This is a genomic window from Histidinibacterium aquaticum, assembly GCF_008710275.1.
Taxonomy (GTDB): Bacteria; Pseudomonadota; Alphaproteobacteria; order Rhodobacterales; family Rhodobacteraceae; genus Oceanicola; species Oceanicola aquaticus.
Window position 1 is genome coordinate 41,336 of sequence record NZ_VYQE01000007.1, and the last position, 12,454, is coordinate 53,789.

General features: G+C 67.5%; 15 protein-coding genes. 3 read left to right on the forward strand and 12 right to left on the reverse strand.

Going from position 1 to position 12,454, the window contains the following annotated elements:
- Positions 1–36 precede the first annotated feature (36 nt).
- A complete protein-coding gene (locus F3S47_RS18095) occupies positions 37–1,401 on the reverse strand; it encodes a 1-acyl-sn-glycerol-3-phosphate acyltransferase (RefSeq protein WP_150446723.1) in 1,365 nt (454 codons plus the stop codon).
- A gap of 175 nt (positions 1,402–1,576) precedes the next feature.
- Here F3S47_RS18095 and F3S47_RS18100 point away from each other — a divergent pair, with 175 nt between their 5' ends.
- The 3 genes from F3S47_RS18100 to deoD all read left to right on the forward strand — a co-directional run bounded on the left by F3S47_RS18100 (position 1,577) and on the right by deoD (position 4,731).
- The gene (locus F3S47_RS18100; RefSeq protein WP_150446724.1) at positions 1,577–3,544 is read left to right on the forward strand and encodes a protein meaA; all 1,968 of its coding nucleotides are present in this window, start codon (positions 1,577–1,579) and stop codon (positions 3,542–3,544) included.
- A gap of 156 nt (positions 3,545–3,700) precedes the next feature.
- Positions 3,701–4,027: an H-NS histone family protein gene (locus tag F3S47_RS18105; protein ID WP_150446725.1), complete on the forward strand. Its 327-nt coding sequence runs from the start codon at positions 3,701–3,703 to the stop codon at positions 4,025–4,027.
- A complete protein-coding gene (gene deoD, locus F3S47_RS18110; RefSeq protein WP_150446726.1) occupies positions 4,027–4,731 on the forward strand; it encodes a purine-nucleoside phosphorylase in 705 nt (234 codons plus the stop codon). The genes F3S47_RS18105 and deoD overlap by 1 nt, the downstream gene beginning before the upstream one ends.
- Here deoD and F3S47_RS18115 read toward each other — a convergent pair.
- From F3S47_RS18115 to F3S47_RS18165, 11 genes are all read right to left on the reverse strand, one after another.
- Positions 4,728–5,570, reverse strand: a complete 843-nt coding sequence (locus tag F3S47_RS18115; protein WP_150446727.1) for an urea carboxylase-associated family protein — start codon at positions 5,568–5,570, stop codon at positions 4,728–4,730. The genes deoD and F3S47_RS18115 overlap by 4 nt on opposite strands.
- Positions 5,571–5,649: 79 nt before the next feature.
- Positions 5,650–6,429 (reverse strand): succinate dehydrogenase iron-sulfur subunit, encoded by a 780-nt coding sequence (locus tag F3S47_RS18120; RefSeq protein WP_150446728.1) that lies wholly within the window; start codon positions 6,427–6,429, stop codon positions 5,650–5,652.
- Between the two features lie 19 nt (positions 6,430–6,448).
- The gene (locus tag F3S47_RS18125) at positions 6,449–6,769 is read right to left on the reverse strand and encodes a hypothetical protein (protein ID WP_150446729.1); all 321 of its coding nucleotides are present in this window, start codon (positions 6,767–6,769) and stop codon (positions 6,449–6,451) included.
- On the reverse strand, positions 6,766–7,059 hold the full coding sequence (locus tag F3S47_RS18130) for a hypothetical protein (RefSeq protein WP_150446730.1): 294 nt from the start codon (positions 7,057–7,059) through the stop codon (positions 6,766–6,768). The genes F3S47_RS18125 and F3S47_RS18130 overlap by 4 nt, the downstream gene beginning before the upstream one ends.
- A complete protein-coding gene (locus F3S47_RS18135) occupies positions 7,059–7,832 on the reverse strand; it encodes a hypothetical protein (RefSeq protein WP_150446731.1) in 774 nt (257 codons plus the stop codon). Before F3S47_RS18135 ends, F3S47_RS18130 begins: the two co-directional genes overlap by 1 nt.
- Before the next feature lie 9 nt (positions 7,833–7,841).
- A complete protein-coding gene (sdhA, locus tag F3S47_RS18140) occupies positions 7,842–9,647 on the reverse strand; it encodes a succinate dehydrogenase flavoprotein subunit (RefSeq protein WP_150446732.1) in 1,806 nt (601 codons plus the stop codon).
- A gap of 12 nt (positions 9,648–9,659) precedes the next feature.
- Positions 9,660–10,031: a succinate dehydrogenase, hydrophobic membrane anchor protein gene (locus F3S47_RS18145; RefSeq protein ID WP_150446733.1), complete on the reverse strand. Its 372-nt coding sequence runs from the start codon at positions 10,029–10,031 to the stop codon at positions 9,660–9,662.
- 10 nt (positions 10,032–10,041) lie between these two features.
- Complete coding sequence (gene sdhC, locus F3S47_RS18150) at positions 10,042–10,431, reverse strand: succinate dehydrogenase, cytochrome b556 subunit (RefSeq protein WP_150446734.1); 390 nt, start codon at positions 10,429–10,431, stop codon at positions 10,042–10,044.
- A gap of 234 nt (positions 10,432–10,665) precedes the next feature.
- Complete coding sequence (locus F3S47_RS18155) at positions 10,666–11,097, reverse strand: DoxX family protein (protein ID WP_150446735.1); 432 nt, start codon at positions 11,095–11,097, stop codon at positions 10,666–10,668.
- A 115-nt stretch (positions 11,098–11,212) separates the two neighbouring features.
- Complete coding sequence (locus F3S47_RS18160; protein WP_150446736.1) at positions 11,213–12,247, reverse strand: MaoC family dehydratase; 1,035 nt, start codon at positions 12,245–12,247, stop codon at positions 11,213–11,215.
- Positions 12,244–12,450: a DUF1737 domain-containing protein gene (locus tag F3S47_RS18165; protein ID WP_150446737.1), complete on the reverse strand. Its 207-nt coding sequence runs from the start codon at positions 12,448–12,450 to the stop codon at positions 12,244–12,246. The genes F3S47_RS18160 and F3S47_RS18165 overlap by 4 nt, the downstream gene beginning before the upstream one ends.
- Between the last annotated feature and the right edge of the window lie 4 nt (positions 12,451–12,454).

Sequence of the window (12,454 nt, forward strand, 5' to 3'; positions counted from 1 at the left end):
CAACAAAGCAACCCCTGAGATTCGATTATTGGAACATTATTGCTTTGCCGATGCAGAAACCTCCTTCGCATCAGCAGAATCTTCCGGGAAGTGCTGGGCCAGGGAGGCCGCGTAGAAGGACAGCGCCGCCTCCTCTCCGGGCACCGGCGTGCCGTCCGCCGTGACGATCCCCCGCTCGTTGAGCCGGGCGAGACCGCGTGCGGCGATGCGGGCGGCCTCGCCCTCGGTTCGCGGGACGCCCGCCGCGTCGAGCGCGGCGATGTCGCGGGCGACCGCTGCCGCGATCTCTTCGCCCCGGGCGCCGCAGGAGATGGCCCGGGCGGTCAGCGGAACGGCGAGCGCGGGCATGGTGCGGCCGATGCGTTCGAGCAGGGTCTGCGCGAGGGCCGCCACGTTCTCGCGGTCCTCCGGACCGGGGCGAAGCGGCGTGCCGAAGCTCACCGCCGCCTCGCCGAAGCGTCGGAAGCGGCGCGTGAGGCGCAGCCAGAAGTGCCGCAGGACGGCACCGGCCGCCTGGGTTGCGGGCACGCCGAAGCGCCGCTCGCCGGCGGCATGGGCGCGGATCAGGATGCGGTCCTCGATGACCCGGTCATAGGCGAGCGCGACGGGAACAAAGACCAGCCGATCGGCGCCCTCCCCCTCCATCAGGTAGCTCAGGAGCCCGAGCTTGGGCTCCGCGAGCCGCCCGTCGAGACTGAGCCCGCCCTCGGGAAAGAAGGCCTGGGTGACGCCGTTGGCCGTGGCCATCTGCACGTAGCGGGCCAGCACCTTGCGGTAGAGCAGCCCGCGCGAGCGGCGGCGGATGAAGTAGGCGCCCATCATCTTGACCATGGCCGAGAGCGGCCAGACCCGCGCCCATTCCCCCACCGCGTAGGAAAGCGTGGTCGCGCCGCTCACGAGGTAGGTGACGAGGACGTAATCCATGTTGCTGCGGTGGTTCATCACGAAGACGACCGTCGCGTCCTCGGGCACCTCGGCCAGCGCCTCCTCGAAGCGGGTCACCTTCACGTTGAAGAGCGACCGCGCGAGCCACCTGGCGATCCGGGTGCCCCAGCCGAAATAGGCGGTGGCGGAGAAGGCAGGCACGATCTCGCGCGCGTAGCGGCGGGCGGTCTCGAAGGCGACGTCCTCGCGCTCTCGCCGGTCGCGGGCGTGACGGACGACGGCGCGGGTCACCTCGGGGTCGTAGATCAGCCGCTGGATCATGTCGTAGCGGCGCGAGAGCTTGAAAGGCTCGATCGGCCGCTGCAGGCGCTTGTTGAGCTCGTCCACCACGCGCTCGGCCCGGCGGCGGAAGAACCAGCGCACGGAGGGAAAGAGGAAGTGCGACGCGAAGGTGACCCCGGCGAAGAGGACGATGAGCACGAAGAGCCAGAGGGGAAGCGTCACGGGTTGGGTCATCTGGCCGAGAGCCTATGCGCTGCCTCATTGCCGGGCAATCTGCGAACACCCTCTGCGAAGTGCTTCCGGCGTCGCACTCCTGCCGGGCCACGCCGCGCCGCGGCGTGTTGACAGGGTGATTAAATGTCCCTAGTTCGATCTTGGACGTAATTTTGTTGCGCAGTAGAGGCGAGCCATGACCGAGACACGGAAAGATCGCCCCTGGGTTTTCCGGACCTACGCGGGTCACTCGACCGCCCGCGCCTCGAACGCGCTCTATCGCGAGAACCTCGCCAACGGGCAGACCGGGCTCTCGGTCGCCTTCGATCTGCCGACCCAGACCGGATACGACAGCGACCACCTTCTGGCGCGCGGCGAAGTCGGCAAGGTGGGCGTCCCGATCTGCCATTTGGGCGACCTGCGCGCGCTCTTCGAGGAGATCCCGCTGGAGCGGATGAACACCTCGATGACGATCAATGCCACCGCACCCTGGCTGCTGGCGCTCTACGTGGCGCTGGCCGAGGAACAGGGGGCCGATGTCGCGGCGCTGACCGGGACGGTGCAGAACGACATCGTCAAGGAGTACCTCAGCCGCGGCACCTACATCTGCCCGCCGGAGCCCTCCCTACGGATGATCACCGACGTCGCCGCCTGGACCCGGGAGCACATGCCGCGGTGGAACCCCATGAACGTCTGCTCCTACCACCTGCAGGAGGCCGGAGCGACGCCGGAGGAGGAACTCGCCTTCGCGCTGGCCACCGCGACTGCCGTGCTGGACGATCTGAAGAGCAAGGTGGCGGCGGAGGACTTCCCGGCGATGGTCGGCCGGATCTCGTTCTTCGTGAATGCAGGCATCCGGTTCGTCACCGAGATGTGCAAGATGCGCGCCTTCACCGAGCTCTGGGACGAGATCTGCCGGGAGCGCTATGGCGTCGAGGACCCGAAGCTCCGCCGCTTCCGCTACGGGGTGCAGGTGAACTCGCTGGGGCTGACCGAGCAACAACCGGAAAACAACGTCTACCGCATCCTGCTGGAGACACTGGCGGTCACCCTGTCGAGGAATGCCCGCGCCCGGGCGGTGCAACTGCCCGCGTGGAACGAGGCGCTCGGGCTGCCGCGCCCCTGGGACCAGCAGTGGTCGCTCCGGCTGCAGCAGATCCTGGCCTACGAGACGGACCTGCTGGAATACGCCGACCTTTTCGAGGGCAATCCGGCGGTCGAGGCGAAGGTCGACACGCTCAAGGATGGCGCCAGGGCGGAGCTCGCCCAGATCGACGCGATGGGCGGAGCGATGAAGGCCATCGGCTACATGAAGACGCGGCTGGTAGAGAGCAACGCGGCGCGGGTCGCCGCCATCGAGAGCGGCGAGACCGTCGTCGTGGGGGTGAACCGCTACGAGGGTGGCGCGCCCTCTCCCCTGACGGCCGGACCCGATGCAGTGATGGCGGCGGACCCCGGTGCGGAGGCCGACCAGGTGGCGCGGCTGCAGGAGTGGCGTGCCGGGCGGGACCACGGCGCCGTCGCCGTTGCGCTCGAGCGGCTGCGGGCGGACGCGGCAGCGGGCGCCAACATCATGCCCGCCTCCATCGCCTGTGCGAAGGCAGGGGTGACGACGGGCGAGTGGGCAGAGGTCATCCGGGCGGTGCATGGCGAGTACCGCGCACCGACCGGGGTCGCGGAACATGCCTCCAACCGACTTGAGGGCCTCGACGCCCTGCGCGATCGGGTCGATGCGGTCTCCGCCGCGCTGGGACGGCGGCTCACTTTCCTGATGGGCAAGCCCGGGCTCGACGGTCACTCCAACGGAGCGGAACAGATCACCGCCCGCGCCCGCGACTGCGGCATGGCGACGGTCTATGCCGGCATCCGCCTGACCCCGGCCGAGATCGTCGCGGCGGCGCAGGACGAGAACGCACATGTCGTCGGCCTCTCGATCCTCTCGGGCAGCCACATGCCCCTCGTCGAGGAGGTCCTGACCGGACTGCGCGAGAGCGGGCTCGGCCACCTGCCGGTCGTCGTGGGCGGCATCATTCCGGAGGTCGATCGCGACCGGTTGATCGCGCTCGGCGTCGCCCGGATCTACAGCCCCAAGGATTTCGCGCTGAACGCGATCATGGACGATATCGTGACGCTGGCTGATCCGGACAGGATCGCGGCGGAATAGATTTTCCCGCACAGATTGCCTATACTTTTGGACTATTCGTCCCTTTGAAGGAACAACTTCAGGGACTTTTTCCTTGCATTCGCTCCCGGATAGCGCGATGCGAGATTCGGGTGAGGGCAGTCGCCCGTGGAAAACCTGAAGAAAAAGGGACCAAAGATGGCCACCGATATTTCCAGCATGTCGCGTAAAGAGTTGGAGCAGCTTCGCAAGGATATCGACCGTCAGCTCGAGAAACGAGCGAAGGACGAACAGAAAGCAGCCTTGGAAGCGGCTGAACGTGCGGCGCGTGAGTATGGGTTTTCTCTCTCCGAATTGACCGGTTCGTCGGGCGGAAAACGCAGCAAGAGTGGTAGCGTGAACCCGCCGAAATACCGTAACCCGGACAACCCGGAACAGACCTGGACGGGTAAGGGCCGCCGGCCCGAGTGGATCAAGGACGCCCAGAAAAAGGGCGAGGATCTCAAGCGCTTCGAGATCTCCTGATGACCGTCCATATCGGCGCCGGCGAGGGCCGGATCGCCGAAACGGTGCTGATGCCCGGTGACCCCTATCGCGCGCGGTGGGTCGCCGGGAATTTCCTGAAGGACGCCGAACTCGTGAACGAGGTTCGCGGAATGCTCGGCTTTACCGGAACCTGGAACGGCCACCGCGTGACCGTTCAGGGATCCGGAATGGGGATGCCCTCTCTCTCGATCTACGCCAACGAACTGATCCGGGATTACGGGGCGCAGACGCTCATTCGAATCGGATCCTGCGGAGCGATGCAGGAGAGTGTCGCGGTGCGGGATGTCATTCTCGCCATGACCGCATCGACCGTTTCGACTCCGTCGAGCACAATTTTCCGGGAGTTGAATTACGCCCCCTGCGCCGATTTCGGTCTCCTGTCCGCTGCGCATGTCGCGGCCGGAAAACGCGATGTGGCGACGCATGTCGGCGGAATCTATTCCTCGGATACCTTCTACGACGAACGGCCCGACCTGAACGAGCAGATGACCCGCCACGGGATTCTCGCCGTGGAAATGGAGACGGCCGAGCTCTACACGCTGGCCGCCCGCCATCGGCGTCGCGCGCTCGCCGTCCTCACGGTGAGCGACCACCTCGTGACCGGAGAGGCCCTGCCCTCCGACCAGCGCGAGCAGTCCTTCGGGGACATGGTCGAGATCGCCCTGGAGGCGGCCTTCTCCTAGGTGCCGTGGCTGCGGTCGTAGCCGTTGCGCTCGGGCGGCGCCCAGCCTTCGGGCGGGGACGCCGCCCAGACCTCCATGTCGAGCGGGTGGCACGGCGCGGTATCGCTGGAATGCTCCGACCCGCAGTCGCCGCCAGGACAGGCCGAGAGCAGAGCCAGCAGGTCGATCTCCGCGAATAGAGTGAGATGATCGCCCGGGCGGACCGGCGAGGCCTTCATGAAATACTGCCCGGTGTCGCGCGTGAAGCCGGTGCACATGAAGACGTTCAGCACGTCGTGCACATGCATCTCCGCCTCATGCGGGGGCAGCCCGCGCGCCTCGGAGAGGGCGCGGGTGAGGTTCGAGTGACAGCAGTGGTGGTAGTCCGTCCCGTTCAGTAGCCGGCCCGTGTAGGGATCACAGCGCGTGCCGATGACGTCGTGGACCGAGCCGCCGAAGGCGTCGATCCCGTACCACTCGAGCGTGTCCTCGACGACTGTCGCCATGGGCCTCAGGTGCGGAAAACCGGACCAGAGGCGGTCGCCGGTCGTCAGGTGCGTGCCATGAAGGGCGCGCGTCTTCCCGGAATAGAAACGTTCGGACAGGTCGTCGCGCGCAAAAAGGTTGAGATCGCCGACCTGCGGACCCTCGACGGAGCGGATGCGGAGGAAGGACCCGGCGGGAATCTCCACCGCGCGAGCCTCTCGGGGCGGGACGCGCACGGTCTCTGCGTGCGTCGCGGCGGCAAGGCTCGCGGCGTAGAGGTCCAGCGGCGGCTGCGGGAGCGTTTCCGTGGGGTAGCAGATCACCGGGCGGACGGCGCGGCGGCTCTCGGCGTCGGGGGGCGGTGTTCGGGTCACGGGCGGCTCCTGCGGATCGTCGGACCGGCAGGATGCCAGAGGCGGAGCGGCGGAAAAAGATCCGCCGCTCCGCCCCGTCTCAAAGCGTCCGCTCGACCATCATTTCCTTGATGTGCGAGATCGCCTTCGCCGGGTTCAGGCCCTTGGGGCAGGTCTTCGCGCAGTTCATGATGGTGTGGCAGCGGTAGAGCTTGAACGGATCCTCGAGGTCGTCCAGCCGCTCGCCCGTCGCCTCGTCGCGGCTGTCGGCGATCCAGCGGTAGGCGTGCAGCAGCGCCGCCGGACCGAGGTACTTGTCGCCGTTCCACCAGTAGGAGGGACAGGCCGTCGAGCAGGAGGCGCACATGATGCACTCGTAGAGACCGTCGAGCTTCTTGCGGTCCTCGATGGTCTGACGCCACTCCTTCTGCGGCTCGTTGGTCTTGGTCTCCAGCCAGGGCATGATGCTCGCGTGCTGGGCATAGAAATGGGTGAGATCGGGGATGAGATCCTTGATGACCGGCATGTGCGGCAGCGGATAGATCTTCACGTCGCCCTCGACCTCGTCGATGCCCCAGGTGCAGGCCAGCGTGTTGATCCCGTCGATCATCATGGCGCAGGAGCCGCAAATCCCCTCGCGGCAGGAGCGGCGGAAGGTCAGCGTCGGGTCGATCTCGTTCTTGATCTTGATAAGGGCGTCCAGGATCATCGGTCCGCAGGTGTCGAGATCGACGAAATAGGTGTCGATCCGGGGACGCTCGCCCGATTCCTCGTTCCAGCGGTAGATCTTGAAGGTCTTGAGGTTGGTCGCGCCTTCCGGCTTCGGCCAGGTCTTACCGGTCGTGATGCGCGAGTTCTTGGGAAGGGTGAACTGGACCATGGGTCTTCGTCCTTTCCGGTCAGGCCGCGGCGGCGGCGCATTGCGAGGTCGCGGGACGCTGCAGGATCTGGGCGATCAGCAGCGTGATGTCGGGCGCCGGTCCTTCGACCGAGGTGGCGTCGGCGGCGATGCGGGTGAGTTCCCCCGGCGTGGCGTTCTGGATCACGCAGTCGGTAATGCGGTCGGCCTGGGCTGCGTTGCCGGTCTGCCGCTCGATCGCCGGGCGGATGACGGAGCGGGCGGGATTGCCGACCGCGGCCTCCGTCACCCTGTCGACGGTGCCGGAGAGCTGGGTGCAGGCGGGCAGCGCGAGAAGCGCCAGCAGGGCAATACGGATCATCTTTGGCCTCTCAGGCGCGGGGGGCGGTAGGGTTCACCGCCGGTTAGATTGTAGACGCACTGACGATAGACCTCGACGGGGTCGCGGCCCGCCAGGAAGTCGCCCGTCACGCCGATGGTGGCGTTCGTGAAGGGGCCATCGTCGGAGTTCACGCCGACGGTGACGTTGCCGGTCGGCCCCTGCGCAGCCCGCGCCCGCGCCTCGCACCGCTCGGCGGCCTCTTCGGGCGTCGGAGGGGTCGGCGTACAGGCCGCGGCGAGGAGACAGGACAGCAGGACGATCGCGCGCATCACATCTGCTCTCCGAAGAGCTTCTGGTTACGCCTGACAAGCTCGGCGACCTGGGCCCGTGGCCTGTCGCCGAGCGACAGGGCATTGACCTGGCGGAGGAATTCAGTCGCCGCCTCCCCCAGGGAGGCATTTTCCCGTCCCGCCGGTTCGAACCGGTTCAGCTCCTCCTCGGCCACACCGGCGAGCCGCAGGACCGTGGCGCCGAGCGCCTCCTTCGCCTCGTCCTCCATCCGGACCACCCGGATCGCGGACTTGAGCGCACCGCGCAGACGCTCGATGCCCGCCTCGCTGTCGAGATCACCGGGGATCGCGCCGAGCCAGGTCTCGAAGTCGGCTGCTGTGTTGCCGTTCGCCACGTCTTGCCGGTAGGCGCTGCGCAGCCACTTGTCCGGGTCGCGGGTGTAGAGGACGAAGCTGACTTCGGCGTCGGAGAAGGCCTCTTCCAGCATGGGGAGGAAGAGCGCGGCGAGGTCGTAGATCGTCTCTCCCCGCTCGGTGACGATGCGGTTTCCGACCAGGTTCTCGTCCGAGATCACGACGGTCCCGCCGCCGCAGTTCCGCGCCATGACCACCGCCGCCGCGCGCGCCTTGCGGAGCTTCCGCGGCGCACCGGTCCGGCAGTAGGTCATCGCCTCCTTGCGGAAGGGCTCGGTCAGGTCGTCGCGGGCGTGCACCTCGATCGGAGCCAGCCGGTGGGCATTGGCCCGCAGCATGGACTGGATCGAGGTCGACCCGGCCTTCCTGAACCCCGCGTGGATGACGACCCGCCGCATGGCTCCGTCCTAGTAGACCCGCGCTTTGGGCGCGATCTTCTTGAGGTCGATGCCGCCCTCGTCGTGGGTGGTCAGCGGGTCGAGGTGGACCGGGCGGTAATCGAGCTTCGTCGTCTTGCCGTCGACCCAGGCGAGCGAGTGCTTGCGCCAGGTCTTGTCGTCGCGGTCGGGATAGTCCTCGTGGGCATGGGCCCCGCGGCTTTCCTTGCGGGCCTCGGCGCCGACGACCGTTGCGAGCGCGTTGGGCATGAGGTTCGTCAGCTCGAGCGTCTCCATCAGGTCGGAGTTCCAGATCATCGTCCGGTCCGTGACCTTGATGTCGTCCATCTTGCCGGCGACGGCTTCCATCTTCTTGACGCCCTCGGCGAGGGTCTTGTCGGTGCGGAAGACGGCCGCGTCCTGCTGCATGGTCCGCTGCATCTCGAGCCGGAGCTCGGCCGTGGGCGTGCCGCCCGAGGCGTGGCGCAGGCCGTCGAACCGATCGAGCGCCTTTTCGATCTCGGAGGCGCGCGGCGTGGGCACGGCGCTCTCGCGGTCGACCTTCTCGCCCGCGCGGATGGCGGCGGCCCGGCCGAAGACCACGAGGTCGATCAGGCTGTTGGAGCCCAGGCGGTTCGCCCCGTGGACCGAGGCGCAGCCGGCCTCGCCCACGGCCATCAGGCCGGGCGCGATGGCGTCGGGATCGTCCTTCGTCGGGTTCAGCACCTCGCCCCAGTAGTTCGTCGGGATGCCGCCCATGTTGTAGTGCACAGTCGGCAGAACCGGGATCGGCTCCTTCGTCACGTCGACACCCGCGAAGATGCGCGCGCTTTCCGAGATGCCGGGCAAGCGCTCTGCCAGAGTCTCCGGCGGCAGGTGATTGAGGTGCAGGTGGATGTGATCCCCCTCGGCACCCACGCCCCGGCCTTCGCGGATCTCTATCGTCATGCAGCGCGACACCACGTCGCGCGAGGCGAGGTCCTTGTAGGTGGGGGCATAGCGCTCCATGAACCGCTCGCCCTCGGAGTTGGTGAGATAGCCCCCCTCCCCGCGCGCGCCCTCGGTGATGAGGCAGCCCGCGCCGTAGATGCCGGTCGGGTGGAACTGTACGAACTCCATGTCTTGAAGCGGCAGGCCCGCGCGGGCGACCATGCCGCCACCGTCGCCGGTACAGGTGTGGGCGGAGGTCGCCGAGAAATAGGCCCGGCCGTAGCCGCCGGTGGCGAGCACGACCATCTTGGCCGCGAAGACGTGCAGCGTGCCGTCGTCGAGCTTCCAGGCCAGTACGCCCTCGCACTGGCCGTCCTCGCTCATCAGCAGGTCGATGGCGAAATACTCGATGTAGAACTCGGCCTGCTGCTTGAGGGACTGGCCGTAGAGCGTGTGCAGGATCGCGTGACCGGTCCGGTCGGCCGCGGCGCAGGTGCGCTGCACCGGCGGACCCTCGCCGAACTCGGTCGTGTGGCCGCCGAAGGGACGCTGGTAGATCTTGCCCTGCTCGGTCCGGCTGAACGGAACGCCGTAGTGCTCGAGTTCGTAGACCGCCTTCGGCGCCTCGCGGGCGAGGTATTCCATGGCGTCGGTGTCGCCCAGCCAGTCGGAGCCCTTCACCGTGTCGTACATGTGCCACTGCCAGTGGTCGGGGCCCATGTTCGAGAGCGAGGCGGCGATGCCGCCCTGCGCGGCGACGGTGTGAGAGCGGGTCGGGAAGACCTTGGTGATGCAGGCGGTGCGCAGGCCCTGCTCGGCCATGCCGAGCGTCGCGCGGAGGCCGGAGCCGCCGGCACCCACCACCACGACGTCGTATTCATGCGTCTCGTATTCGTAAGCGGCCATACGGGGCTCCTGTCAGAGGGCGATGCGGACGATGGCGAGCACGCTCGCGGCCAGCGCGAGGTAGCTCAGGCAGATCGTCCCGAGAATGAGCGCCTTGCGCGTCATGCCGCGAGTGTAGTCCTCGATCGCGACCTGTGCGCCGTGGCGGAAATGGATCCAGCCCACGGAGAGGGTCAGGATCGCGATCAGCGCGGGAAAGGGCCGGGTATAGTAGACCGCGGCCTCCTCGTAGCCCATGCCGAGGGCGCTGCCGAAGGTGAAGACGAAGAGCACGCAGAGCGGCAGCAGGGCGACGGAGGTCACCATCATGCGGATGTGCTGGGCGGTGCCGGACTTGGCGGAGCCCAGTCCCTCGGCGCGCTTGCGGTCGGTCAGGTAGGCCATGGATTTCCCCTCAGAGCACGATGGCGGTGAAGATCGTCAGGATGACGGAGGCCACGATCATGGCGAGGCCGTAGGTCTCGGATTCCTTCACGCCGAGCATGTGCCCGTTGTCCCAGATCAGGTGCCGGACGCCAGCGAAGAGGTGGTACCAGAAGGCCGCGACGGAGAGGAACATCACCAGGTCGCCGAACCACGAGGTGATGAAGCCATTGGCGCGGGCATAGGCCTCGGGGCCCGTGGCGAGGGCCACGAACCACCAGGCGATCAGCAGGCCCGCGACGACCAGCGCATTGCCGGTGATGCGGGTGAAGATCGAGGTCATCGAGGTCATCTGCGGGCGGTAGTACTGCCCGATCATGAAGGGGGAGAGCGGGCGGTTGCCGCGGTTCACATCGGCCATCACTGCGGTCCTTCGCTATCTGTCCCGGCGCGCGTGCACCGTGGCATATCACTGGATGTCTTAGTGATTTCTGTAGAGATGTCACGCTCCCGGGGCCAGAGATGATGCGTTTTTGTGACGCAATCGGCCATTTCCCCCGCCTTCGTGATCACACACCGATTTCATGTGATCACATAAGAACGGCCCGGAGAGCGCGGTCTCCGGGCCGTTCGGGCGCGCTGATGCGGGCGCGGCTCAGATGTTGTTGCCGCGGCCTGCGGCGTAAAGGCCGAAAGCCAGCAGCAGGGTCTGGAACTCCATGCCGCCGAAGGGGTGGCTTTCGGAGGGGATGTTGCTCCACTGGCCCCAGTGGACGAGCACGATGGCCCCGACCATGATGACTGCCACGACCACGCCGGAGGCGCGGGTCGCGAGATCGCCGAGGCGGGTGCGCAGGGCGCCGCCCAGGATCAGTCCGGCCCCGGCGGCGAGTTCGCCCAGCGCGACGAGGGCGAAGACGACGAGCGGGAGACCCATGAACTCGGCCTGCCCGGCCATCCCGGGGAACTTGATGGCGCCGTGGTAGAGGAAGGTCGCGGCGACGGCGAGGCGCGGCAGCCAGTGGGCGGCGCGAAGATCGGCAAGGCCGGCGGCGGAGCCGGTATCGGAATAGCTGGTGGTGGTCATGTCTCAGGTCCCTTTGAGTTCCGGGGGCGCAGCGGCCCGACGCGTGGGAACCTAGTCATTGCGCTGACGCGCGAAACTGCCGAAATTATCTTTCCTTCGTGCGCTGGCGCGCAGATCAGGACGGCAACAGCGCCCAGTAGTCCAGGTCCAGAAGGACGCCTGGCAGATAGCGTCCGTCGTCGCCCTTGAGGGAGAACGGCTCGGCCTCCGCGGTCTGCGCCACCAGCCGCAGGCGCAGCGCGCCCACTCCCGGAGCAGATGTGGTGGCCCGGTCAAGCACTTCGGACCAGGCCTGCACCGTCGTCCCCGCGAAGCAGGGGTTCGCATGGGCCCCACCATTGATCGCCGCGACGACCTGCGCGTTGGCCAGCCCGTTGAAGCTGAGCGCGCGGGCGAGGCTGATGACATGGCCGCCGTAGACCAGCCGCCGTCCGTCTTCGCGTGCGGTCGCGTCGAAATGCACCCGGGCCGTATTCTGCCAGAGCCGGGTGGCCATCATGTGCTCGGCCTCTTCGACCGTCACGCCGTCGACGTGGTCGATCCGCTCACCGATCTCGTAGTCGCCCCAGCGGTGCGGCTCTCCGGCAAGGTCGGTGTCGTAGGCCGAGAAATCGAGGCCCGGCGGCACCACGAGGTCGTCCGCCGGCACGGCATCCGCGAGTTCGGGGATGGTGGTCTCCGACGCCGGCGCGGTGGCGTCCCGCTTGCGGACCATGACCCAGCGGACGTAGCTGAGGACCGTCTCGCCCCGCTGGTTGAGCCCGCGTGTGCGCACCCAGAGCACGCCGGATTTCCCGTTGGAGTTCTGCTTGAGGCCGATGACCTCGGACTCGGCCGTCAGCGTGTCCCCCGGCCAGACCGGCGCCAGGAACCGCGCCTCGGCATAACCCAGGTTGGCGAGCGCGTTGAGCGAGATGTCGGGCACCGTCTTCCCGAAGACGGTGTGGAAGACGATCAGGTCGTCGAGCGGCGCCGCCGGCAGTCCGCAGGCCCGGGCGAAGGCGTCGGAGGAATGAAGCGCGTGCCGGGCGGGATAGAGCGCGTGGTAGAGCGCCCGCTCGCCGCCCGAGACCGTGCGCGGCACCGCGTGGCGGATCGTCTCGCCCAGCCGGTAGTCCTCGAAGAAGCGGCCCGGCGAGGTCTTGGTCATTGCTGGCCGAGTTTCATGTCCGGGTAGTACTCGGCGTCGACCTCCTTGGTCACCGCCTGCCCGCAGCGCATCACGCCGTTGGCCTGGTCGAAGGCATAGGTCGGGTCGCCGTAGAGCCGCCAACCCCGGGCCAGTGCCTCCGAGACCTTGTGGCAGAACTCCGACGTGTCGTCGGCCGAGAGGAAGCGGTAGAGCGTGCTCATGGGA